The sequence below is a fragment of the Paraburkholderia elongata genome, from assembly GCF_013177735.1.
GTDB classification, from domain to species: domain Bacteria; phylum Pseudomonadota; class Gammaproteobacteria; order Burkholderiales; family Burkholderiaceae; genus Paraburkholderia; species Paraburkholderia elongata.
The window spans coordinates 19,387-41,654 of record NZ_WOEZ01000208.1 but is presented as its reverse complement, the minus strand read 5'-3'; the positions used below and the strand labels follow the sequence as shown (position 1 = coordinate 41,654).

At 60.9% G+C, this 22,268-nt stretch carries 24 protein-coding genes, 1 tRNA gene and 1 pseudogene; 13 read left to right on the top strand and 13 right to left on the bottom strand.

Annotation, left to right across the window (positions count from 1 at the left end):
• Positions 1-61 precede the first annotated feature (61 nt).
• The 7 genes from GNZ13_RS36980 to acs form a co-directional block, all read right to left on the bottom strand.
• Positions 62-613, bottom strand: a complete 552-nt coding sequence (locus GNZ13_RS36980; RefSeq protein WP_172174077.1) for a YdcF family protein — start codon at positions 611-613, stop codon at positions 62-64.
• A gap of 66 nt (positions 614-679) precedes the next feature.
• Positions 680-1,252: a flagellar biosynthesis sigma factor gene (locus GNZ13_RS36975; protein WP_236002364.1), complete on the bottom strand. Its 573-nt coding sequence runs from the start codon at positions 1,250-1,252 to the stop codon at positions 680-682.
• 113 nt (positions 1,253-1,365) lie between these two features.
• Positions 1,366-2,262, bottom strand: a complete 897-nt coding sequence (locus GNZ13_RS36970; protein ID WP_236002363.1) for a DUF2515 family protein — start codon at positions 2,260-2,262, stop codon at positions 1,366-1,368.
• A 600-nt stretch (positions 2,263-2,862) separates the two neighbouring features.
• A tRNA-Ser gene (locus GNZ13_RS36965) sits at positions 2,863-2,953 on the bottom strand.
• Positions 2,954-3,013: 60 nt separating this feature from the next.
• The gene (locus tag GNZ13_RS36960; protein ID WP_172174074.1) at positions 3,014-5,032 is read right to left on the bottom strand and encodes a sodium:solute symporter family protein; all 2,019 of its coding nucleotides are present in this window, start codon (positions 5,030-5,032) and stop codon (positions 3,014-3,016) included.
• 4 nt (positions 5,033-5,036) lie between these two features.
• Positions 5,037-5,438, bottom strand: a complete 402-nt coding sequence (locus GNZ13_RS36955) for a DUF4212 domain-containing protein (RefSeq protein ID WP_172174071.1) — start codon at positions 5,436-5,438, stop codon at positions 5,037-5,039.
• 157 nt (positions 5,439-5,595) lie between these two features.
• The gene (gene acs, locus GNZ13_RS36950) at positions 5,596-7,578 is read right to left on the bottom strand and encodes an acetate--CoA ligase (protein WP_172174068.1); all 1,983 of its coding nucleotides are present in this window, start codon (positions 7,576-7,578) and stop codon (positions 5,596-5,598) included.
• A gap of 10 nt (positions 7,579-7,588) precedes the next feature.
• On the opposite strand from acs, the gene GNZ13_RS36945 reads away from it, so the two are divergent.
• From GNZ13_RS36945 to GNZ13_RS36935, 3 genes and pseudogenes are all read left to right on the top strand, one after another.
• A complete protein-coding gene (locus GNZ13_RS36945; RefSeq protein ID WP_172174065.1) occupies positions 7,589-7,852 on the top strand; it encodes a hypothetical protein in 264 nt (87 codons plus the stop codon).
• Between the two features lie 488 nt (positions 7,853-8,340).
• A pseudogene (locus tag GNZ13_RS52995) lies at positions 8,341-8,445 on the top strand (TIGR00645 family protein); the annotation flags it as partial.
• A 164-nt stretch (positions 8,446-8,609) separates the two neighbouring features.
• Positions 8,610-10,133, top strand: coding sequence for a fumarate hydratase (locus GNZ13_RS36935; RefSeq protein WP_172174062.1), 1,524 nt, complete (start codon positions 8,610-8,612; stop codon positions 10,131-10,133).
• A gap of 26 nt (positions 10,134-10,159) precedes the next feature.
• On the opposite strand, the gene GNZ13_RS36930 is transcribed toward GNZ13_RS36935, so the two are convergent.
• Complete coding sequence (locus GNZ13_RS36930) at positions 10,160-10,318, bottom strand: hypothetical protein (protein WP_172174059.1); 159 nt, start codon at positions 10,316-10,318, stop codon at positions 10,160-10,162.
• Here GNZ13_RS36930 and bfr point away from each other — a divergent pair.
• The 6 genes from bfr to GNZ13_RS36900 all read left to right on the top strand — a co-directional run bounded on the left by bfr (position 10,317) and on the right by GNZ13_RS36900 (position 14,448).
• Positions 10,317-10,796 (top strand): bacterioferritin, encoded by a 480-nt coding sequence (bfr, locus tag GNZ13_RS36925; RefSeq protein ID WP_063495349.1) that lies wholly within the window; start codon positions 10,317-10,319, stop codon positions 10,794-10,796. The genes GNZ13_RS36930 and bfr overlap by 2 nt on opposite strands.
• A gap of 108 nt (positions 10,797-10,904) precedes the next feature.
• A complete protein-coding gene (gene murI / locus GNZ13_RS36920; RefSeq protein ID WP_172174156.1) occupies positions 10,905-11,792 on the top strand; it encodes a glutamate racemase in 888 nt (295 codons plus the stop codon).
• 216 nt (positions 11,793-12,008) lie between these two features.
• The gene (locus GNZ13_RS36915) at positions 12,009-12,245 is read left to right on the top strand and encodes a (2Fe-2S)-binding protein (protein WP_172174056.1); all 237 of its coding nucleotides are present in this window, start codon (positions 12,009-12,011) and stop codon (positions 12,243-12,245) included.
• 283 nt (positions 12,246-12,528) lie between these two features.
• Positions 12,529-13,254, top strand: a complete 726-nt coding sequence (locus tag GNZ13_RS36910) for an energy transducer TonB (RefSeq protein WP_172174053.1) — start codon at positions 12,529-12,531, stop codon at positions 13,252-13,254.
• 26 nt (positions 13,255-13,280) lie between these two features.
• On the top strand, positions 13,281-14,012 hold the full coding sequence (locus GNZ13_RS36905; protein WP_172174050.1) for a MotA/TolQ/ExbB proton channel family protein: 732 nt from the start codon (positions 13,281-13,283) through the stop codon (positions 14,010-14,012).
• Between the two features lie 16 nt (positions 14,013-14,028).
• Entirely contained in the window at positions 14,029-14,448 is a 420-nt protein-coding gene (locus GNZ13_RS36900; protein WP_172174047.1) for an ExbD/TolR family protein, read from the top strand.
• A gap of 416 nt (positions 14,449-14,864) precedes the next feature.
• On the opposite strand, the gene GNZ13_RS36895 is transcribed toward GNZ13_RS36900, so the two are convergent.
• Entirely contained in the window at positions 14,865-15,851 is a 987-nt protein-coding gene (locus tag GNZ13_RS36895; protein ID WP_172174044.1) for a LysR family transcriptional regulator, read from the bottom strand.
• A gap of 122 nt (positions 15,852-15,973) precedes the next feature.
• On the opposite strand from GNZ13_RS36895, the gene GNZ13_RS36890 reads away from it, so the two are divergent.
• From GNZ13_RS36890 to hemP, 4 genes are all read left to right on the top strand, one after another.
• A complete protein-coding gene (locus GNZ13_RS36890; RefSeq protein ID WP_172174041.1) occupies positions 15,974-16,852 on the top strand; it encodes a pirin family protein in 879 nt (292 codons plus the stop codon).
• Positions 16,853-17,054: 202 nt separating this feature from the next.
• Entirely contained in the window at positions 17,055-17,453 is a 399-nt protein-coding gene (locus tag GNZ13_RS36885; RefSeq protein WP_172174038.1) for an OsmC family protein, read from the top strand.
• A gap of 117 nt (positions 17,454-17,570) precedes the next feature.
• Positions 17,571-18,053, top strand: coding sequence for an SRPBCC family protein (locus tag GNZ13_RS36880; RefSeq protein WP_172174035.1), 483 nt, complete (start codon positions 17,571-17,573; stop codon positions 18,051-18,053).
• A 249-nt stretch (positions 18,054-18,302) separates the two neighbouring features.
• Positions 18,303-18,563 carry a hemin uptake protein HemP gene (gene hemP / locus GNZ13_RS36875; RefSeq protein ID WP_172174153.1) on the top strand — a complete coding sequence of 87 codons (261 nt, stop codon included), beginning with the start codon at positions 18,303-18,305 and terminating at the stop codon, positions 18,561-18,563.
• Between the two features lie 294 nt (positions 18,564-18,857).
• On the opposite strand, the gene GNZ13_RS36870 is transcribed toward hemP, so the two are convergent.
• The 4 genes from GNZ13_RS36870 to GNZ13_RS36855 all read right to left on the bottom strand — a co-directional run bounded on the left by GNZ13_RS36870 (position 18,858) and on the right by GNZ13_RS36855 (position 22,204).
• Positions 18,858-20,264, bottom strand: a complete 1,407-nt coding sequence (locus tag GNZ13_RS36870) for a 4Fe-4S binding protein (protein ID WP_172174032.1) — start codon at positions 20,262-20,264, stop codon at positions 18,858-18,860.
• The gene (locus GNZ13_RS36865; protein ID WP_172174029.1) at positions 20,261-21,106 is read right to left on the bottom strand and encodes an FTR1 family iron permease; all 846 of its coding nucleotides are present in this window, start codon (positions 21,104-21,106) and stop codon (positions 20,261-20,263) included. Before GNZ13_RS36865 ends, GNZ13_RS36870 begins: the two co-directional genes overlap by 4 nt.
• A gap of 82 nt (positions 21,107-21,188) precedes the next feature.
• Positions 21,189-21,521 (bottom strand): cupredoxin domain-containing protein, encoded by a 333-nt coding sequence (locus tag GNZ13_RS36860; RefSeq protein ID WP_172174026.1) that lies wholly within the window; start codon positions 21,519-21,521, stop codon positions 21,189-21,191.
• A 134-nt stretch (positions 21,522-21,655) separates the two neighbouring features.
• A complete protein-coding gene (locus GNZ13_RS36855; protein ID WP_172174023.1) occupies positions 21,656-22,204 on the bottom strand; it encodes an iron transporter in 549 nt (182 codons plus the stop codon).
• Positions 22,205-22,268: the final 64 nt, after the last annotated feature.

Here is a 22,268-nt window from a genome sequence, read left to right as displayed (position 1 = left end):
TGCGACATGGGGAATGGGGCATTGCGCTCGGTCGACGCGCGAAAACTGCCAGGCGTGATTACTAGATCGGGCGGATGCTGTACCAAACCAGGGCAGGCACTTCACGCGCAATAGAATAGAGATCCCGCACTTCCCAGAATGGGGGATACGCACCACTAACGCTACGCACACCAAAACGCCGAAGCGCGAGTATCGTTCTCGGAAGATGAAAATACTGCGTCACCACCACCGCACTCGTCCATCCATGGTTCCGCATGAACTCGCTTGCATTACGTGCGGTAGACCAAGTGTCGTTTCCCGCTCGATCAACTACGATGCTGTCGGACGGAACGCCAAGACGCACAAGATAGGCACGCATCGCCATCGCTTCATCCGCGCCGGATGCCTCAATGCCGCCGCTCACAAAGAGGATTCTGCATTGCCGTTGCTCATAGCACTGGTAGGCCCTGTCCAGCCTTGCCGCTAACCTCGGTGACGGCCTGCCATCACGATCTACCGTGTTTCCCAGCACGACGGCAACGTCTGCCGGATGTGGCTGCAAAAATAGCCCCGCCGAAGCCAGCACTGCGCCTGCCAGCAACCACAGGCACGCAATGATCTTCAAATATTTCAAATGAGAATCCTCGTCACTTGCCGGGTCGGTCCATCATCAAAGGCGGGCCACTTAACTGCAGGGTTATCAGGTATCGCTCGTCGGTTGGGCGATTCCGTGGATGAAACGGCGAACGTCGAGAATAATTTGATATTTGTTGTCGGCTAACCAATAGGTTATCGGATCAGCACGCGACCGGATTTTAGCCCGCATGGCGGGCGTGTCTGTAATTGGTGGATTATCAGCCGGACGGATCAATCGCCAGCCCCCACGCCGAAGCTGATTTTGCAAGTCAGTGAGGACCGCCATCGTGTCGTCGAGCGGCAACGTTTCGACTTGGGGCGACAAGGTAACCGACCAGACATCGCCATGCCTGTCGTAGCTTACCGTTAGAAATTTCGCAGCAGGCGTCACAAAACCATAGCGGGGGTCGTTGAAGCGCAATCTTGCCGGACGACTGACGTACCCGCCCCAATTCGCGTTCGGTTCAGCCGGAGGCAGGGTTGAGCGCGATTGCTGCCGTACCTGCTCATACGGTTCACCTATCGTAAGTACGACTTCATCAACTGGCCGGACCGTTGCATAGACACCCCACGCGGCGACAAATCCAAGCAACACGCAAGTAGCACGCCAGCGCCAACTAAGTTTCCTGATCACCATTACCGGCCTCCATGCGCAAGCAGGAACAGGGAGTTTTCGACAGAGTGGTGCTCGATTGGATCGCGTAGCAGTTCGTCGAACCGATGTGCGGCACGCAGCACAAACGCCATTCGCTAACCGACGTCGGCAAGATTGGCTAGCGGATGTTTGCTGAATGTCTCGTATCTGGCATTGGCACCCGTGACCGTGCACTGATTGGAGAGCGCCATCTGGATTTCTCGCGCCGATCCGGTTGGGATGTTCAGCGCCCACGCAAACTGGTTGGCCCGCATCAACATGGCAAACTCCGCATCGTTGTACATGGCTGGTTGCAGGATGTTGATTTGCTCATGCCGAGCCAGTATTTCGACGCCGCTTGCAATATCCCCTACATCGATCGCCTTAAACCCTCTCCGAATTTCCGGAGTGGGAACGCCAAACCTCACGGAATCCGCAATCGGCCAAACGATGCTCCCGCTCAATAGCGCACGCTCCTCAAGGCAGCGCTCAAAACGCTTCAACCCGAACTCCTTGTAAAACATGTGCAGCGGCCATATGTCGAGGAACAACGCGGTGTTGCCCTTCGCCAGCATCTCATAGACTTTGCGTGCGCCTTCGCCGGACGCCTGATCGGGCACCGGCATACGCGGCGAGGCATAAGGCGACACGCGTTCAAGCGGCGAACTGGTTTTGTCCCATTGCTGATAGGCATCCCGCTGCCGGTTCGACTTGCCGATCATCTCTGCGGCGTTGAGCAGGCCGCAGCCGACCTGTTTGGACGCAAATGCAGCGAGCCCCGCCCATTGGAACCGATGATCGTCCAGCCACAATTGCGCGTAGGCAGCATTGATGCGCCGGTTGCGCGCGATTGGATCGTCAACGGATACGATGGCCTCAGCCTTCTTTTGATAGAAGCGCCAGCAGTTGATGCAGTCCTGCTTGTCGTCTTCCGCCCGTTTTTTCGCGGCCGCCTCTTCCTCTTTCCAGTTCGGGTAACAAATCGGAAACCTTGGGTTGTCGCACTCTTGCATGAAACCCGCTCATTGTTATCAGCTTCGTTTTCATCACGCACGGCGACGTTCGTTTGCGGCGCACACCCACATATAAGGGTAGCCGCATCGAACGTCGGGCGGCCATTCTCAGCGAGAGGTAAACGTAGCAGATTGCTAAACGCCTATGTTTTTGGGATATTCGCCGTTTTTTGGGCCGGAAAATTGCCATCTAACCGCGTAAACGTAGCGTCACGAAGTGGTAAGTCGACGCTGGCGGTGCGAGCTTACGGGACTGGCACGAAACGCTTGCCGCCTTCCGTATCAGCGAGTTGCGGGCCGTACGGGAGCGAACTTTTGCCAGTTGTCGGTCGCAGTCGATCGTTGGTGAAGGGGCCGGTGCTGTAGGCGCGCGAATCGACACACGTAAGCGCAGCGCAGGCGCGAAGATGGCATCCGTCGGTGAGACTGGATACATGTCAACACTCGACCGCAACATGCCGCTAGAGATTCGGCAACGACTCTATGCAGACGGTCATGCGGCCGCGAAGGCCGCACTTATTCAGGTGCGCGCGGCCTCATAGAGGCCATTTGAATAACCCAAATAGAAAAGGCCCCCATGCTGGGAGCCTTATGTATCCTTGGCGGAGAGACGGGGATTCGAACCCCGGATAGGTTATTAACCTATACACGCTTTCCAGGCGTGCGACTTAAACCGCTCATCCATCTCTCCGGCGGGGAGCCGAATTATAGCAAACTTCGCGCCCTACGCCACACCCATGCGCAAACCCGCCTAAGGATGCCGGATGTAGTCCACCAGCGCCCTCGTGTAAGCGTCCGGTTTCCGGTCGATCAGACTCACCCCGATCGCCACCAGAAACCCCGCCGGCACGCCGAACACGCCTGAGCTGATCGGCTCGATTCCAAACCACCGTGCGCCCGCGAAGCCCGTCATCTGCGTGAAGAACGGATACGTCGACACGATGTAGTAAATGCACACCACCAGCCCCGCCACCATGCCCGCCACCGCCCCCAGCCGCGTGGTGCGCTTCCAGAACACGCCCAGCACCAGCACCGGAAACAGGCTCGAAGCCGCCAGCGAAAACGCCGCGCCCACCAGAAACAGAATATTCCCCGTATTGAGCGAAGCCACATACGACGCGAACAGCGCCACCCCCAGCAACAGAATCTTCGAGATCGTCACGCGCCGCTGGCTCGATGCCGCCGGATCGACCATGTGATAGTAGACGTCGTGCGATAACGCGTTGGCGATCGTCAGCAGCAAACCGTCCGCGGTCGAGAGCGCCGCGGCCAGCGCACCAGCCGCGATCAGCCCCGACATCACATACGGCAGCCCCGCGATCTCCGGCGCGGCAAGCACGACCATATCCGGCTGCATCTGGATCTCACTCCAACGCACAATGCCGTCGCCATTCGTATCGGCAAGGCTGATCAGACTCGGCTCGACCTTGCGCCACTGCGTGAGCCACTGCGGCAAATCGGCAAAGTGATGGCCGACCAGGTTGGTCAATATCTCGTACTTGATCAGCACGGCCAGCACGGGCACCGTCAGATAGAACAGCGCGACGAAGAACAGCGTCCAGCCGACCGAGCGTCGCGCGGACGCCACCGAGGTCGTCGTGTTGTAGCGCGTCAGAATGTGCGGCAGGCTCGCGGTGCCAAGCGACAGGCACAGCAGCAGTGACAGAAAATTGCGCTCATGCGTACGCCGGTCTTCTTCGCTCGTCACGGGAAACGGCTCGTGCATGGGCACCGGCGCAGCCGCGCGCATCAGCATCTCGTCGCGGCGTTGGGTCCAAACGATCTGTGCAGCGGCGGCATCGCGTGGAAACTGTTCCAGCGCCCGCTCCTGCTCCTTGATCTCGCGCAGCGGGCCATTGTGGCGGCGCATGTCCGCGACTTCCTGCGTGAGGCGCAGCTTCTCGTCAACGAACGATTGCGGCAACGTATCGAGCCGCATCTGCATCAGCGCGGCGCGCCGCCGATAGTCATCGCGTACGGTCTGCTCGAGCGGTGCCTCACGCACCTGCTTCTCCAGGCCTTCGACGCGTTCCATCAAGCGTCCGTAATTGAACTGCGGCACCCAGCCGAGGCCATCCTTATGCGCGATCATTGACACGGGAATCAGAATCGCTGCGATCAGGATGATGTATTGCGCGACCTGGGTCCACGTCACCGCACGCATGCCACCAAGAAACGAGCACACGAGAATACCCGCGAGCCCGCAGAAAATGCCAACCGCGAAATCCACGCCGATAAAACGCGTCGCAATCAAGCCGACGCCCTGAATCTGCGCAACCAGATAAACGAATGAGCACAAGATCGCCGCTAACGCAGCGAGTCCACGCACCGCGTTACTCGAAAAGCGCGTGCCGAGAAAGTCGGGAATCGTGTAGCGCGCGAGCTTGCGCACGTACGGCGCGAGTAGAAATGCAACGAGGCAATAGCCGCCGGTCCAGCCCATCAGATACGCGAGACCGTCGTATCCGGTTGCATAGATCGACCCGGCAAGGCCGATGAACGATGCGGCGGACAACCAGTCGGCCGCAGTCGCCATGCCGTTAAAGAAGGACGGCACGCGCCGCCCGGCTACGTAATATTCGACCAGGTCGGACGTGCGCGACAGCAACCCAATCACCGCATACACCGCGATCGGCACGAACAGGAACACGTAGCCGATCCACACACCCGGGCCGGTGGTCCGCTCGATGCGCCACATCACGTAGATGAAAAGCAGGAAGCCGAGCGTATAGAGCGCGTATGAGCGGATCAGCCGGTTCGTAAGCTTCATCGGCTCAGCTTCCGCGCGCAGTGGGCGCGGTGGACTCGGCACTGACACTGCTGGCATTGCTGGCGCGGCTAGCACTAGCATCGGCATCGAAATCGCGTTGCAGACGGCGGTCGGCACGCTGCATCAGCACGATATAAACGACGATCAACGCGACGTAGATCAGAATCGCCCCTTGCGCACCGAAGTAGAACGGCAACCTGAAGCCGATAAAGCGCACCTGCTCCAACGCCGGCGCCACTAGCGGCAAAACGAACGACACCACGAAGCCCACCGTCATCAACGTCGCGATCAACGCAAGATTGAAACGCCAGTACTTCTGATGCGCGCGCGCCATCGCTGCCGAGACCGCGGGCGGTTCGGGCGCGGGATTGAGCGTAGCGTGAGAGGTGTGGTGCGGCGCGGCCATGCGCCTATGTATCAAAAAGCCACCGGGCAGGCAATCGGGATTGTCCGCGCGGTGGCTTTAACTGCCTGACCTAAGTGGTCTAAATTGGTCGATACCTGGGTCCGGTCAAGGGCACATCATCGACATACCCTTGCTACAAACCCAGGCAAACCTAAGCTCAGAGCGACTCGCCGAGCTGATCGAGAATCGCCGGGTTCTCCAGCGTGGACACGTCCTGTGTGATCTCTTCGCCCTTCGCGAGCGAGCGCAACAGGCGGCGCATGATCTTGCCCGAACGCGTCTTCGGCAGGTTCTCGCCGAAGCGGATGTCCTTCGGCTTGGCGATCGGACCGATCTCCTTGGCGACCCAGTTGCGCAGTTCGTTGGCGAGCTTCACCGCTTCTTCGCCTTCAGGACGCGCGCGCTTGAGCACCACGAATGCGCACACGGCTTCGCCAGTCGTCGCATCAGGACGGCCCACCACGGCCGCTTCAGCCACGATCGGGTTCGACACCAGCGCCGATTCGATCTCCATCGTGCCGAGGCGGTGGCCGGACACATTGAGCACATCGTCGATGCGGCCCATGATCGTGAAGTAGCCGGTGTCCTTGTCGCGCACCGCGCCGTCGCCGGCGAGATAGAGTCTGCCGCCGAGTTCTTCGGGGAAGTAGCTCTTCTGGTAGCGGTCCGGATCGCCCCACACGTTGCGCAGCATCGACGGCCACGGACGCTTCATCACCAGAATGCCGCCCTGCCCGTTCGGCACGTCCTGGCCGGTTTCATCGACCACAGCCGCCATGATGCCTGGCAGCGGCAGCGTGCACGAACCCGGCACCAAAGGCGTCGCGCCAGGCAACGGCGTGATCATGTGGCCGCCGGTTTCGGTTTGCCACCACGTATCGACGATCGGGCAACGGCCGCCGCCGACGTTCTCGTGATACCACATCCACGCTTCCGGATTGATCGGCTCGCCGACCGTGCCGATGACGCGCAGCGACGACAGGTCGTAGCTCTTCGGATGAATCTTCGCATCGGCTTCGGCGGCCTTGATCAGCGAGCGGATCGCGGTCGGCGCCGTATAGAACAGCGAGACCTTGTGCTTCGCGATCATGTCCCAGAAGCGGCCGGCGTTCGGATAGGTCGGCACGCCTTCGAACACGACCTGGGTGCCGCCGAGCGTCAACGGTCCGTACGCGATATAGCTATGGCCGGTGATCCAGCCGATGTCGGCGGTACACCAGAACACATCCGTGGGCTTCCAGTCGAAGGTCCACTTCAGGGTCTGCGCGGCCCACAGCAGAAAGCCGCCGGTGCTGTGCTGCACGCCCTTCGGCTTGCCCGTCGAACCCGACGTATAGAGGATGAAGAGCGGATGCTCGGCGCCGACCCACTCGGGTGCGCATTGATCCGATTCGGCCTGCGTGAGTTCGTGCATCCACAGATCGCGGCTATCGTTCCATGCGATCTTGCCACCGGTGCGCTTGTAGACGATCACGCTCTTCACTGCATCGCAGCCGCCCATGGCAATGGCTTCGTCGGCGATGTTCTTCAACGGCAATGCTTTGCCGCCGCGCATCTGTTCGTCGGACGTGACGAGCGCAACAGCGCCCACATCCACCAACCGCTCATTGAGCGACTTCGACGAGAAGCCGCCGAACACCACCGAATGCGTTGCGCCAATCCGCGCGCACGCCTGCATCGCGACAACGCCTTCGATCGACATCGGCATATAGATCACGACGCGATCGCCCTTCTTCACGCCGCGTTTTTTCAACGCGTTCGCAAAGCGCGAGACGCGTTGCAGCAGATCGTTATAGGTGACGTTGGTAACGGTGCCGTCATCGGCTTCGAAGATGATCGCGACGCGCTCGCCGTTGCCGGCTTCGACGTGACGGTCGATGCTGTTATACGAGGCGTTTAGCTGACCGTCTTCGAACCACGTGTAGAACGGCGCGTTCGATTCGTCGAGCACCTTGGTGAAGGGCTTGTGCCAGCTAAGCGTCTCGCGGGCGAGGCGCCCCCAGAAACCCTCGTAATCGCGCTCCGCTTCGGCGGCCAGCGCCCGGTACGCGTCCATGCCGGAGATCGTCGCGCCAGCCGCTGCTTCAGCGGAGGGCGGGAAAACACGGCGTTCCTGAAGAACCGATTCAATCGCAGACATCGACAACCCCTTGGTGAAGATGAAACGTAAAACCTGTGCCGGCACGCCTATGGCGCGCCATGTGATGGTGCCGCCGCCATCCGTGATCGAAAGGCGGCGCGCTGTCTCCAACCCTCGCGCTGCGATCGCCGATCGCTGCGCCGCGGCCCGCTCGCCTTTCATTTTCATTCATGTGGCATTGCAACATGAATGCATGAAGGACCAACGTTCCGCTCTCGCGTTCAAACATAAACTTTGCAACTTACCGGCCACTTACGCGAACCGCATCGCGTGACGAGCGAAAACCCTTACGCGGTTCAGACCAGTCAGGCACGGCATGCTACGCGCTATGTTCCGTTAATGTGTCCGGATCGACATACCGATCTCGGGTACATGGCAAGCATCGCGCATGCCGCACTGGCGCCGCGCCTTTACGCTGGCTCGCACGCCCTCTCACAATGCTAACTGAACTAGCCGTATCGATTCCAGCTTGAATCACTACTCCCTGCTTCTCATTGCCTCGATGCTGCTGGTCGGCACCTTCGGGTTTACCCTGTTGATACTTCCGTGACCTCGTAAGCGCCGCACTGCCCGCCGCGCCGCAGCAAATTCAGCCGACGCTGTACAATAGCGCGCCTGACGCGAGCTCTTCCGGTCTCCCTTGGCCGCGACCCGCGCCGTCTGCGCCCTGGTTTGCGTGCTCGATCCGCGCGTTTGGTTTGCGCTGCGGGTCAGCGCATTTAGTCCGTGTTCCGTCACCTGCGTTTCATCTGACTCTTGCCTATGTCCGCCTCGCGACCCGACTCAGCTCGTCAGCGCCGCCCGATGCACCCGCTGCCCGCCATCATCTTCATGAGCCGGTGGCTGCAAGTGCCGCTTTACCTAGGCCCTGGTCGACCGTCTGACCACCCATACGCATCCGAAACATTTTCAGGAACCCACGGCGCTGCATGTCGTGAGTTCGACCGGTTCCACTCCCCTGAAGGCGCACGACTGACCGCACAGCCAATCGCGATCGGATAACAAGCGCCACTGTCCCCACTGAGCTAGCCATGACCGTCATCAAACAGGAAGATCTGATTCAGAGCATTGCTGATTCGCTTCAGTACATCAGCTATTACCACCCGCTCGATTACATCCAGGCCTTGGGCCGCGCTTACGAGCTCGAAGAGAGCCCGGCAGCGAAGGATGCGATCGCGCAGATTCTCACCAACAGCCGCATGTGTGCGGAAGGCAAGCGCCCGATCTGCCAGGACACCGGCATCGTTACAGTGTTCGTGAAGGTCGGCATGGATGTCCGTTGGGACGGTGCGACGATGGGCGTCACCGAGATGATCAACGAAGGCGTGCGCCGCGGTTACCTGAACCCGGACAACGTGCTGCGCGCGTCGATCGTGAGCCCTCCGGAAGGCGCGCGCAAGAACACGAAAGACAACACGCCGGCCGTGATCCACTACGAGATCGTGCCGGGCGACAAGGTCGACGTGCAGGTTGCCGCCAAGGGAGGCGGCTCGGAAAACAAATCGAAGTTCGCAATGCTGAACCCGTCGGACTCGATCGTCGACTGGATTCTGAAGACCGTGCCGACCATGGGCGCAGGCTGGTGCCCGCCGGGCATGCTCGGTATCGGCATTGGCGGCACCGCTGAGAAAGCGATGGTGATGGCGAAGGAATCGCTGATGGATCCGATCGACATTCAGGACGTGATCGCACGCGGCCCGAAGGACTGGATCGAAGAACTGCGTGTCGAACTGCACGAGAAGGTCAACGCGCTCGGCATCGGTGCACAAGGTCTCGGCGGTCTCGCCACCGTGCTCGACGTGAAGATCATGGCTGCGCCGACGCACGCTGCAAGCAAGCCGATCGCGATCATCCCGAACTGCGCAGCGACCCGTCACGCGCATTTCACGCTGGATGGCTCGGGCGTGGCGAAGCTCGAAGCGCCGTCGCTCGACGCATGGCCGAAAGTCCAGTGGGAACCGGACACGGAAAAGAGCCAGCGCGTCGATTTGAACACGCTGACTCCGGAAGAAGTCGCAGCCTGGAAGCCAGGCCAGACATTGCTGCTGTCGGGCAAGATGTTGACGGGCCGCGACGCGGCGCACAAGCGCATCGCTGACATGCTCGCGAAGGGCGAAAAGCTGCCGGTCGACTTCACGAATCGCGTGATCTATTACGTCGGCCCGGTCGATCCGGTGCGCGACGAAGCAGTCGGCCCAGCAGGCCCGACCACCGCCACGCGCATGGACAAGTTCACCGAGACGATGTTGTCGCAAACCGGCCTCATTTCGATGATCGGCAAGGCCGAGCGCGGCCCGGTTGCGATCGAGGCGATCAAGAAGCACAAGGCCGCGTACCTGATGGCCGTGGGCGGTGCTGCTTACCTCGTGTCGAAGGCAATTCGCAGCGCGAAGGTTCTCGCGTTCGAAGACCTTGGCATGGAAGCGATCTACGAATTCGACGTGCAGGATATGCCGGTGACGGTTGCCGTCGATTCGAACGGCACCTCGGTGCACCAGATCGGCCCGAAGGAATGGCAAGCGAAGATCGGCAAAATTCCGGTCGCGACGGTTTAATTCGCCGCTAACGCCTGTCACGTGTGTCAAAAGCCGGGGCTGCGGTCCCGGCTTTTTTCATTTCGGCGCGAGCCGCTGCGCGTGAAGCCGGAAAGAATGTCAAATGATGCGTCTGTTGTCTTGGCTTTTTCAGGCCCGGCGTTTATTGTTGTTGAAAATTCAAAGCCCCCATAAGGAATCATCATGCAAGGCGACAAAAAAGTTATCGAGTATCTGAACTCGCAACTGAAGAACGAGCTCACCGCCATCAACCAGTACTTCCTGCATGCGCGGATGTACAAGCACTGGGGCCTCGAGAAACTTGGCAAGCATGAATACGACGAATCGATCGGCGAAATGAAGCACGCCGACTGGCTGATCGAACGCATTTTCATGCTCGATGGCCTGCCGAACCTGCAAGACCTGCACAAGCTGCTGATCGGCGAAGAAACCAAAGAAATCCTCGAATGCGATCTGAAGCTCGAACAGATTTCGCAAAGCACCTGCAAAGAAGCGATCGTGTATTGCGAGTCGGTTCGCGACTTCATCTCGCGCGAAATCTTCGTGAAGATTCTCGACGACACGGAAGAACACATCGACTGGCTCGAAACGCAACTGGACCTGATCGACAAGGTCGGCATCCAGAACTACCAGCAAACTGCAATGGGTTCGGTCGAGTCCTGATCGAACCAGGTTGGAAAAACCCGCGCACCGCGCGGGCGATATACTTGCGCACTTTCCCGTTTTCGTGAGTTTCCCGTGACCGCTATGCCGCGCGTCTCCTTATCGCCTATGCCCGCAGAATCGCCGTCTTCGAGTGCCCCGATTGCCACCTCAGGTGGCGGATCGCGGGCGCCGGTCGGCATTTTCGACTCGGGGCTGGGCGGTTTGTCGGTGCTGCGGGCGGTCCGGGCGCAACTGCCCGGCGAAGTGCTCATCTACGTCGCCGACTCGCTCTACGCCCCCTATGGCGAACGCGACGACGACTTCATCGCCGACCGCACCCTCGCAATCGGGGAATGGCTCGCGAGGCAAGGCGCGAAGGCGCTGGTGGTTGCATGCAACACGGCGACCGCGCAATCCATCGCACTGGTCCGCGAAAAGCTGTCCATTCCGCTGATCGGCGTCGAGCCGGGCGTCAAACCGGCCGCACTGCAGTCGAAAACGCGTGTCGCCGGCGTGCTCGCCACGCAAGTGACCTTGCGCAGCGCCCGCTTTCAGGCCCTGCTGGAGCGCTACGCCGCTGATTGCCGCTTTCTTTGCCAACCGGGCCACGGGCTCGTGCAGGCGGTGGAACGCTGCGACGTCGGGTCCGCTGAATTGCGCGCGCTGCTGCGCAGCTACCTGCAGCCCATGCTCGATGCCGGCGCCGACACTCTGGTGCTCGGCTGCACCCACTACCCGTTTCTCGATGCGGCGATCCGCGATATCGTCGGCGACCGGCTGACGCTGATCGATACGAGCGTGGCCATCGCGCGCCAGCTGGAGCGGGTACTCGACCAGCACGGGCTGCGCGCTGCACCGGAAAGCACCGGTGCTGTTCTGCCCCGCTTTTATTCAACCGGCGACGGCACGCATCAGCAGCAGCTCGCCGCTACCCTGCTGCAAATCGACGCGGCAGTCGATCAGGTCGTGATCCCGTCGCGCCGCACGGCAGCGCCCGATTCCCAAGCCGCATAAAACCCTCGCCCGCTGCGTTTTAGGGCCGCCACCCGGCCTTTCTGCGTGTTTTTTAGGCGTTTTTGCACCCTTCCCGCCGCCCGCGACGAATCCCACCCCGTAGGCGAAACCCTTCCAACAGTCTGGTTTTGTTACAAAAAATCATGCAGGACGCTTGCCAAATGGGCCAATCAAAATGATAATAGTTCGCATTAACGTTAGCTATGACGCCCTGCCATGATTGTCTGTGTCTGCAAGTCTGTTTCTGACCGAAAGATCCGTGCCTCGATCGCGGAAGGCGTCGATTCGTTCGACGAACTCCAGTTCGAACTCGGCGTCGCCTCCTGTTGTGGCAAGTGCGCGGATTCCGTGCGCGACGTCATGATGGAAAGCGGCGTGTGCGCGAGCCGCTGCGGCTTTGAGCACCACCCGCAAGCGGTGCCGCTGACGTTTTACGAACGCAAGGCCGCCTGAGGCCGGTTTTAGGCCGCGGCCCATGCCGCGCCTCGGGGGCTCACCGCCTTACTGCTGCATGCGCGGCTTCACGCCCAGCTTCACGTCCTGCTTCTCGTCTTTTCCCACTGCCGTCAGCAAGCCAGTATCCGTACCAGCCAGCTACCCGCTCACCCGTTACAAGGAGTTCGAGATGGAATTGCTGATTGGTTTCGTGACTACTTTGTTCATTTCGCTGCTGATCTTCCGAACATGACGATGTCTTGCCTGACGTGCCGCATCGACGGCGCGTCGCCACGCTAATATGCAGGCCTCGCATACCGTTTCAGCCGGTGCCACGCCGGCTTCGTCCGTCCGAATGAATTCCCGTGCCTTGACCGCGACTGCCGCGGTCGCAGCGATTCACGTCGCGTTGCTTGCGAAGGTCCTGACGTTGCGTCATGAACCCGTGCAACCGTCACTCGAATCGCGTGTCATGACCGCGCAGTTGCTGGCGCCAGCGCCGGTCGCCGCGCCCGTCGCGTTGCAATCGATCGCGCCGCCGCCCAAGCCGGTGCCGCCGGTCCATACCAAGCCCAAAGTCCAGCCAAAACCGACACCGACGCCCAGGCCGACGCCTACGCCGTTGCCCGAGGCCGCCGCGCCGTCGCCCACGCCTGTCGCAGCGGCTGATCCAACGCCGCCCGCGCCGGCTGCACCGCCCGCTCAGGCTGCTCCGGCGGTCGGCCGTCCGACGATGGAAATCACCGCGCCGAAAAATGTTTCGCACCTCGACTGCAACATGGTCACGCCGGAGTACCCATCGCTTTCCAAGCGACGCGGTGAAACTGGCACCGCCTATGTGAAGTTCGTGGTCGGACTGACGGGCAAGCTCGAGAACATCGAACTGAAAAAGAGCAGCGGCTTCAACCGCCTGGACGATGCCGCGGTTGCCGCAGCGCACGCGAGTGCCTGCAAGCCCTATCTCGAGAACGGCCAGCCGATTCGGGCCGCGTACACCCAGCCTTACAACTTCAATCTGAACGATTGAGGCAGATTTTAAAAAAAGGAATTGCAATGCAAAACTACGGATTGGCGCACGTGTGGGCGCAAGGGGATTTCGTGACGCGGGGAATCGCGCTCGCGCTGTTGATCATGTCGGTGATGTCGTGGAGCGTGATCGTCATCAAGGGCTGGAATGTGATGCGCCTGAAACGGCTCACGAAGAACGCCGAACAGCAGTTCTGGCATTCAGACGATCTCGCCGATGGCGTGAAGAAGCTCGGCGCCGAATCGTCGACGCCGCAGGACAATCCGTTCCTCGCACTTGCACTGTCGGGCCAGGAAGCCGCCGATCACCATCATCAGACGCAGCCGCATCTGCACGACCGCATGGACGTGTCGGATTGGGTGACGCGCTGCCTGAAAGACACGATGGATGAAAGCGTCGCGCGTATGCAAAGCGGTCTGGCGATTCTCGCCTCGATCGGCAGCACGGCGCCGTTCGTCGGCCTGTTCGGCACGGTGTGGGGCATCTATCACGCACTGCTGGCGATCGGCGCGAGCGGCCAGTCGTCGATCGATCAGGTCGCGGGCCCGGTTGGCGAAGCGCTGATCATGACCGCGTTCGGCCTGTTCGTCGCGATTCCGGCCGTGCTCGGCTACAACGCACTGACGCGCGCCAACAAGGCGATCGTCGCCAAGCTGAGCCGCTTTGCGCACGGTCTGCACGCATTCTTCGTGACGGGTGCCCGTCTGTCGTCGTCCAAGCGCGGCGACGGATTGCGCCTCGCTACGCGCGCCCACTGATCGACGAGGCATTCCGATGGCAATGAGCCCCTTCGCCGGCGGCGATGACGACGGCCTGATGAACGAAATCAACATGACGCCGCTCGTCGACGTGATGTTGGTTCTCCTGATCGTCTTCATGGTGACGATCCCGGTGATCCGTCACGCGGTCAAAATCGATCTGCCGCATGCAAGCAGTCAGAAGGAAGACACCAAGCCCGCGCAAGTGACGGTCATCGTCGATGCGGACGGCAACGTGTTGTGGGACGACAAGAAGGTCGACGACGCGGCGCTGCGCGCGAAGATTGCAGAGGCTGCGCAAACGAATCCGCAGCCGGAGCTGCACCTGGATGCGGACCGCAAGGTCGCGTACGAGAAAGTGGCGGAAGTGATGTCGGCGGCGCAGGCCGGCGGCCTTACGAAGATCGGCTTCGTCACGCAGCCTAAAGGTAAATGAAGGAAAATGAGGGCAAGTGATCCGCGCGTAGCAACGCACCGCTGTTAAGCAGCGCCTGCCGAATAAGCGGAAACACCCTTGAAACAAGGGCTAAAAGTAAAAGGCCCTCATCGTCAGATGAAGGCCTTTTTTTGTGCGCACTCGGCGCTTTCGGGCGGCGGGATTATTTGCCATCGGTCGAAGAAGATTGATAGCTCGAATCACCGCATGCGACAGCCGTGATCGACACGGACAGCGCGGTCAGCCCTATCAGGCCCACTATCATAGAGGCCATGAGTTTTCGCATAAGAGACTCCTTAGCGAAGGGATTTCACTATAGGCCCGCTAGAGCGCGCATTCAAGCAAACTGTCATTGAAAGTACTCATGACAGGCGGCGCTTAAATGCTAAAAGCGATGTTGCCGCCCGTAATAAGTGCTATAACGCGACCGCGAAAGCGGGCTGCGCAGCGTCTTGCTCGGCGCGCGTCGGACACTCGCCCATGATGTGCTTACCTTCGTCCGGATCGAGCATTTCGACCAGATAATCGACGAACGCCCGCACAGCCGGCACCATCCCCTGCCGCGACACGAATACCGCGTACAACTGCGGCGTCGGAAAAGTCCAGCCCGGCATCACCGGCGATAACTGCCCCGCGCGCAACGCGCTGCCGTACATCATTTCCGGCAACGCGGCGATGCCCACGCCGGACAGCGTCGCTTCACGAATCGTCATCAGATCGGCAGTCACAAGGCGCGGCTCGTGTTCGTGCGCGTGGCGCGTGCCGTCGGGGGCGATCAGATCGAAGACGTGGCGACCGTCGCCGGTCGGCACGTCGAGCGTTTCGAAACGGCTCAGATCGGCAGGCAACAGCGGCGGCGCATTCTGCTGCAACAGGCTCGGTGCGCCGACCAGCATCTGCTGCGTGCGCCACAACGGGCGCACGACGATGTTGGCGTTTTCCGGCGGATCGGAGCGCACGCGCAACGCGATGTCGATCGAATCCTCGAACAGATCGACCACGCGGTTCGTCACACGCATCACCACCCGCACTTCCGGGTAGCGATGCATGAATTCCGGCAGGATCTGCGACAGGATGGTCTGCGAAATCGTCACCGGCACACTCACACGCACCGTGCCGCGCGGCGACGACCGCAGTTGCTGCACCACGTTGACGGCCGCCTGCGCTTCGCTCAGCATCGCCTGACAGTGCTGGTAGAAGAGTTGGCCGGCTTCAGTGAGCGCCAGCTTGCGGGTGGAGCGCTGCAGCAAACGCACGCCCAGCGACGCTTCCAGCTCGGTCAGCCGGCGCGACAGGCGCGACTTGGAAATGCCCAGCACACGCTCGGCGGCGGAAAAGCCGCCATGTTCGACGACCTGCGAAAAGTACATCAGGTCGTTCAGATTGTGTGAATCGATCTTCATCTCATCGTTCCAGTAATAGAACAATCCATTGCGTGACGGCGTCTGGCGCCTAGGAAAACGGTCCCTATAATAGCCCTATGTTTCAAAAATAATGCTATTCCCCATTTTTTGAGGTGACTTTGATGAGCACGACGCGCACGATCGAACGCACGTTTCCCGCCGTTCGCACGACCGAAGGTGGCGGCTTTGTCGTCCACCGCCCGTTTCCGACCCGCCTGCTGATGGATTTCGATCCGTTCCTGCTGCTCGACGAAATGGGTCCGATCGACTACGCGCCGGGTGAGGCCGTAGGCGCGCCGGATCATCCGCATCGGGGCTTCGAAACAGTCACGTACGCGCTCGAGGGCCAATTCGGCCACAAGGATTCGGCAGGCCATTCGGGCACGCTGCATCCCGGCGACGTGCAATGGATGACTGCGGGCGCGGGCGTCGTGCACAGTGAGATGCCGGACCCGTCGTTCGTGCGCACCGGTGGGCGCGTGCATGGCGTGCAACTGTGGGTGAATCTGCCGCGCCGCGACAAGATGATCGAGCCGCGCTATCAGGAGATACCGTCAGCCAGCATTCCGGTCGCCACGTCCGCGGACGGCAAGGTGCGCGTCAAGGTAATCGCGGGCGAAGCACTCGGCGTGAAGGCGGCGATCGAAACGCGCACGCCGATTCTGTATCAGCATTTCTCGCTGCAACCGGGTGCGACGATCCAGCAGCCGGTGCCGGCCGACTATCGCGTGTTCGCTTACAGCCTGTCGGGCAAGGGCTTTTACGGCGAAGGCGACGCGCGCCAGGAAATCGACGCGCAGAAGATGGTCGTATTCCAGAACGACGGCGAGTCCGTCACGCTGACGGCCGGCGCCGAGCCGCTCGAAGTGCTTCTGCTCGGCGGCGTGCCGCTGAAAGAACCGGTGGTGCGCTACGGCCCGTTCGTGATGAACACCGAAGATGAGATCCGCCAGGCCGTGACTGATTATCAGGCGGGACGCATGGGCGCGATCACGCACTGATTGGCCGTGCCGGCGCGCGTTGCCGCTTGTGATTGCGCTCACGACTGCGGCGGCGCGGCGCTCACCAAGCCGCCCGCGCCGCGGCACATCGGCGCGAAGGCAGGTAAATTCGTTCACAATAGCAATTTGTGCCATGCACCACACCGTCTAGCCATGACGGACCGTGGCGCACGGCGATTTCCGTCCCTGTTCAGGAGCGCGCATGGCAGAGTCCACCGTCACCGCCCACATCGGCTCGACGAATTTCCAGGTCCGTTTCGACGACGGCAAGCACACGTGGCTCGCCGACGAACCCGAGTCGCTTGGCGGCGGTGATCGCGGGCCGACGCCCGTCGCGCTGTTGCTGTCGAGCCTCGGTGCCTGTACGTCGATCACGCTGAAGATGTACGCTCAGCGTAAGGGCTGGCCGCTCGCCGACGTGCGCGTGGCGCTGTCGTTTGAAACCGGCGACGCGGGCTCGACCATCGACCGCAAGATCATGCTGGAAGGCGATCTGTCCGACGAGCAGCGGGAACGGCTCTTGCAAATTGCCAATGCGTGCCCAGTTCACAAGATCCTCACGCATTCGATCACGATCCGTTCAGGTCTCGCCGTCGCCTGAAGCCATGCGAGCCTCGCGCGCCGGCACATTGGCGCGATAGCTCGCCGAGCGCGACAATGATGGAATTGGCTCAGCCGGGCTGAACGTTGTGCAACGCTTTCAGAGGAAGCTGCCGTTTTGAATTTCGAACACCTTATCCAGATCAACGATCCGTTGAATCCGTTTGTCGACTCGATGACCCGCGAGCAGTTATGGGAGGGTCTCGTGCTGCGCGCCGAACAGCCGCAACTGTTCGTGATCGGACTCGACAGCTGCACCATCCTTTCGCGCGAAGGCGACACGCTCGAACGGGAACTGCACTACGGCCAGGCCACCGTGCGCGACCGTGTCACGCTGCAGGATCGCCAGAGCGTGCGCTACGACATTCTGCCGACGGCGGACTATGTCGGCGGGTCGCTGACGATGACCATCGAGCAGCCTGACGAACTGCAGTTGTTCCTGCGCTTCGAATACGCGACCACGCTGCCCGTGTCCAACGACCAGGACGCCGTGCAGACGCAGGAAATCGTGAAATCGGCGTATCGCGAGAACGATATCGATACCGTGCGGCTGATCCGCCAGTACGTGCAGGCCAAGCAGGAACCCGGTTCGTTGCATTGAATCTTGTGCGGGCGCTCTGCCCGCACCGTAGCCGGCGGCCGCGGACCTATGTATCGCTGGCCGTCATGCTCCTTGCGCGGCCGTGCCGGAACGGTCGACCGGAAGCACCCTGCTTCGCCGCCCTCTCTCGCCGTCCTGTTCCCCGCCATTCAGCTATCGGAAATCAGATCCGATGAATTTCCCTTTCTTGTAAATGGGAATGGTTATCATTTAGAATTGATCCATCGAATCGACCAACAGCAAAAACGAATGACCGATCTCACGCGCTCTTCAACACTCAGCCTGCGCCGCCCAGCGGCCGCGCTGACCAGCCGTCCGAAAGCATCGACGGCGACGGCAACCGCCGCGAAGCCCGCAGCGGATCGCACCAACGGTACGAGCGAGAAGTCGGATCGGGTCGTGCGCAGCGACGCACTGCTGCAAGGACATAGCCACGTCAGCATCGTGCATAACGGCGAGACCTACCAGTTGCGTGCAACGCGCTTAGGCAAGCTGATCCTGACGAAGTAAGAGCGAATAGAGAGGTAAGTACCGGGTATTGTGGGGACCACCTCCTCGAGAGGTGTTGGGCATTAGCCAGCCACGACGGCTTGCACGTGAGAACTAGACCCCTTCGTGCAGACACCAAGCCAGCCGTCGCAGCCAGCCAGGCCGCTTTTTTGGTTCTCACCTAATGCGGATGCACGAAACGACGTGTGTCGCACATACAGAAAATTGAAAAGCCGTGGGATGTGATCATCTCCACGGCTTTCTGTTTTTGCACGGCGCCGATCGGGTCTCGACAGCGCGTCGAAGCGTTAAGACTTACTTCGAAGCCCAGCCCCAGAACATCAGCCACCATGCGCTATCGACCACAGCCAGCGCCGCGGCGAACCACACCATCGCGAGGCCGCGTTGAACGAAGCGCTCGCTATAGCGACGTGTGACGAGCCAGGCGAGCCACGCGCTCCACAGGTTGGCAATCGCCAGAATCGCGATACGCATATCCGACGCCCACCACAACGACAAATGTTCCGCGCGCAGCAGCGACAGCGTGGTCGCCGACAAGCCGAGGAACACACCTGCGCCGGCAATCGGAATCAGGCCTTGCGTCAAATGATGCAGACGCACGGTGTTGAAGCGTCCCAGCATGCGCGTCGCGCCCATCAGCAGCACCAGCAATGCTGTGCCGTACACCAGCGCCGTAGCGAGGATGTAGCCGATCACCATCGTGCCGTCGAGCCACGAGAATACGTCGTTCTGCTCAGGGTAATGCGTGAACAGGAACCACGGCGCGTTGGTGTCGAGCGGCCAGGTGATGTCGTGATCGACCAGCCAGGTCGCAAAGAACATCTTCAGGTCGATGAACCAGCGCGAAGCGGTCCAATGGAACGCGCCGATCGCGATGCCGAGCAGGCCGTACAGGATCAACGCGGTGTCCCAGGGGTTCGCCTGCTTGTCGCCGAGCTGCACGACTTCCGACGACGGCGCACGCCACGTCAGCGCGATCGCGTCGCGATGCCCGCTGCAACGGCCGCACATATGGCAATCCGACGCGCCCTTCATATTGCGCAGCGGCACCAGCGGCGCGCAATTGATCGGAATCACGCGATGCCCATGTTCGCCGTTCTTGTACGAACGGCGCCACGCGTCTTCATCGACTTTGTAGTGGAACGGCGCGAGACGCGACAGAAGCGAAAAAACCCCGTTGACGGGGCACAGATACTTGCACCAGACGCGCTTCTCGCGCCCGTACAGCAAGCCGATGATCATCGCCGCGAAGGTCGAGCCGCCGAGCACCAGCAGCACCGCTTTCGGATACTGGTAGACGCTGACCATCTGACCGTAGATAGTAGTCATGCCGAACGCGACGAACGGCCAGCCGCCCCAGCGCATCCAGCGCGGAATCGCCAAGCCGCGACCATACTTGCTGGCGAATTCCGCGAGCGCGCCCTCCGGGCACAACACGCCGCACCAGACGCGGCCGAGCATCACCATCGATAGCAGCACGAACGGCCACCAGATGCCCCAGAACACGAACCGCGCGGCCAGCGTCAGGTTGGTCCATAGATGCGCGGTGTCGTCCGGCAGCGACATCACCGCCGGCACGAGAATCAGGAACGCGTACACCGCCACCACGACCCACTGAATGCCGCGGATCAGGCCGCCGTGACGCTGCATCCACTGCCCGGCCGCGGCGAGGCGGCCCGGGCGGGTCATGACGGCACTCATGCTGCGCGCCCTGCGGCCTGCTGCACCGGCTTGCGATTCGCGCGACGCACCAGCAGATAGACGACCAACCAGTACACGGCGTAGGCGATCAGATTCATCAACGCCGGATGGGCGCGATAACCGGTGAGCGTCGCAACCAGCGAACCGAAGGTGCTCGAGTCGTCGAGGATGGCTGACGAGTTCCACATCTGGTCGATGATCGTCGGCAGGATTTCCTTGTCGATCAACTTGTCGACACCGGTCTGGAACAGGCCCGCGCCGAGGAACAACAGCATGATTTCAGTGGCGCGAAAGAAGAGCCGCCACGAGAAGTATTTGCCACCCAACTGCAGCACGAAGAAGGTCAGGAAGGCGAGACCGAGGCCGATCGCCACCGCGAGCATCTGGCTGCCGTCCACGCGACCCGATTGGCCAAAGCCGAGACCGTACAGGAAGATCACCGTTTCACTGCCTTCGCGCGCGATCGCCAATGCGACCAGCAACGCGACGCCCCACCAGTTCGAATCGTGCTTGCTCTTTTGCAGCGACTGTTCCATGTCGCGCTTAAGCGACCGGCCGTGCTGCTTCATCCACAGCACCATCTGCACGATCAGCACACACGCGACCAGCACCATTGCGGTCTGGAAATAATCCTGCGCGTCACCGGAGAGCACTTCCGTGAAACCGACCAGCACCGCACCGAGCGCGACTGCCGCGATCACACCGGCCGCGACGCCGCCCCACAGGTACGGCAAACCGCGGCGCGCATCGTCGTCGCCATTTTTCAGCCACGCGTACAGGATGCCGACGACCAGCAAGGCCTCGACACTTTCTCGCCACACGATGAATAGAATCTGACCCATCCAAGCTCTCCCTTCTATCATGCTACTGCTTCGGCGAACGCGTAATCCGTTTGTTCAAGGCATGCGCTCGCGCCCCAAGCCGCTACTTCGCGACGATCACGCCCTGCGCCTGCTGATGGAAATCGTCGAAGAACTTGTACTCGCCCGGCTCCAGCGGAGCGATCACGACAAACGAATCCGCGCCAGGCGCCAACACCTTCTCTTTACGTAGCTGCACACTTTCGAACTCGGCTGCGCCCTTGCCGGTGTTGCGCACTTCGATCTTGATGCGCTGCCCCGCCGGCACTTCGATACGTGCGGGATTGAGCTTGCCGTCGGTCATTTCCAGCTTGAAGGTGGGCAGATCCGCTGCGTGCGCGGCGCCCGCCAGCACCGTGGTCATGGCGAGGATCACGATCTTTCGGTTAATTCTCATTAGCCTTTCCGGAAAACGCGGCGTGGCGGATTTTGCGGTCCGCACGCCGGCTGTATTGACTGCTGCATTCATTCACTCACGCGTGGCGACGCAGACGATGCGTGACCACGCGTGATGATCCGCGTCTGCGGCGATCAGTAACCGCCCTTCTTGCCGATGCCCGCGAACGTGAAGTCGTATTCGAGCGTGATCGGCTTGAACCACGCGCCCACGCCGGTTTCCTTGTCGACGTGGCGGCCGAAAGCCATATGGCCGGTTTGCATCGGCGCTTCAACGATCATCTTCAGGTGGTACTTGCCCGGGCCTTGCAGCTTGACGTTGTCGCCGTAGTGCGGACCGTCGTTGGCGACCATCGCCATCATGTCGCCCTTCTGAGTCTGATTCGAACCGGCTTTCGTCAATTCATAACGAACTTGCAGATACGGCATCCAGTCGCCTTCGGCGAAACCCGTCGGATTGTTCTTGACCGCGTGGATGTCGGCTTCCAGGTGGATATCCGAATCCGATGCCTTGCGCATCATGCCTTCGGGTTCCATCGTGATCGGCTGCAGATAGACCGCGCCGATTTCCATGCCGCCCTGGATCTGCTGCTTGCCGATCGGGTATTCCGCTGCCGTTGCGGAAAGCGCCGCTACTGCGGCCACCGCTGCTGCGCCACCGCGCACGAATGAAGAAATCCGCATTGAAACTCCTTGTTTTTATCAGACTGGAATCGAATCCATTGGAACGGTGCGCTGCGTTTGCTTC

Excerpts from the sequence above, each read along its gene's own strand:
- GNZ13_RS36870 (WP_172174032.1), bottom strand. The coding sequence starts at position 20,264 with ATGAGTGCCGTCATGACCCGCCCGGGCCGCCTCGCCGCGGCCGGGCAG.
- GNZ13_RS36975 (WP_236002364.1), bottom strand. The coding sequence starts at position 1,252 with ATGGTGATCAGGAAACTTAGTTGGCGCTGGCGTGCTACTTGCGTGTTG.
- GNZ13_RS36865 (WP_172174029.1), bottom strand. The coding sequence starts at position 21,106 with ATGGGTCAGATTCTATTCATCGTGTGGCGAGAAAGTGTCGAGGCCTTG.
- GNZ13_RS36900 (WP_172174047.1), top strand. The coding sequence starts at position 14,029 with ATGGCAATGAGCCCCTTCGCCGGCGGCGATGACGACGGCCTGATGAAC.
- GNZ13_RS36860 (WP_172174026.1), bottom strand. The coding sequence starts at position 21,521 with ATGAGAATTAACCGAAAGATCGTGATCCTCGCCATGACCACGGTGCTG.
- GNZ13_RS36960 (WP_172174074.1), bottom strand. The coding sequence starts at position 5,032 with ATGAAGCTTACGAACCGGCTGATCCGCTCATACGCGCTCTATACGCTC.
- GNZ13_RS36910 (WP_172174053.1), top strand. The coding sequence starts at position 12,529 with ATGCAGGCCTCGCATACCGTTTCAGCCGGTGCCACGCCGGCTTCGTCC.
- hemP (WP_172174153.1), top strand. The coding sequence starts at position 18,303 with ATGACCGATCTCACGCGCTCTTCAACACTCAGCCTGCGCCGCCCAGCG.
- bfr (WP_063495349.1), top strand. The coding sequence starts at position 10,317 with ATGCAAGGCGACAAAAAAGTTATCGAGTATCTGAACTCGCAACTGAAG.
- GNZ13_RS36915 (WP_172174056.1), top strand. The coding sequence starts at position 12,009 with ATGATTGTCTGTGTCTGCAAGTCTGTTTCTGACCGAAAGATCCGTGCC.
- murI (WP_172174156.1), top strand. The coding sequence starts at position 10,905 with ATGCCCGCAGAATCGCCGTCTTCGAGTGCCCCGATTGCCACCTCAGGT.
- GNZ13_RS36855 (WP_172174023.1), bottom strand. The coding sequence starts at position 22,204 with ATGCGGATTTCTTCATTCGTGCGCGGTGGCGCAGCAGCGGTGGCCGCA.
- GNZ13_RS36895 (WP_172174044.1), bottom strand. The coding sequence starts at position 15,851 with ATGAAGATCGATTCACACAATCTGAACGACCTGATGTACTTTTCGCAG.
- GNZ13_RS36970 (WP_236002363.1), bottom strand. The coding sequence starts at position 2,262 with ATGCAAGAGTGCGACAACCCAAGGTTTCCGATTTGTTACCCGAACTGG.
- GNZ13_RS36885 (WP_172174038.1), top strand. The coding sequence starts at position 17,055 with ATGGCAGAGTCCACCGTCACCGCCCACATCGGCTCGACGAATTTCCAG.
- GNZ13_RS36930 (WP_172174059.1), bottom strand. The coding sequence starts at position 10,318 with ATGATGATTCCTTATGGGGGCTTTGAATTTTCAACAACAATAAACGCC.
- GNZ13_RS36905 (WP_172174050.1), top strand. The coding sequence starts at position 13,281 with ATGCAAAACTACGGATTGGCGCACGTGTGGGCGCAAGGGGATTTCGTG.
- GNZ13_RS36935 (WP_172174062.1), top strand. The coding sequence starts at position 8,610 with ATGACCGTCATCAAACAGGAAGATCTGATTCAGAGCATTGCTGATTCG.
- GNZ13_RS36955 (WP_172174071.1), bottom strand. The coding sequence starts at position 5,438 with ATGGCCGCGCCGCACCACACCTCTCACGCTACGCTCAATCCCGCGCCC.
- GNZ13_RS36890 (WP_172174041.1), top strand. The coding sequence starts at position 15,974 with ATGAGCACGACGCGCACGATCGAACGCACGTTTCCCGCCGTTCGCACG.
- acs (WP_172174068.1), bottom strand. The coding sequence starts at position 7,578 with ATGTCTGCGATTGAATCGGTTCTTCAGGAACGCCGTGTTTTCCCGCCC.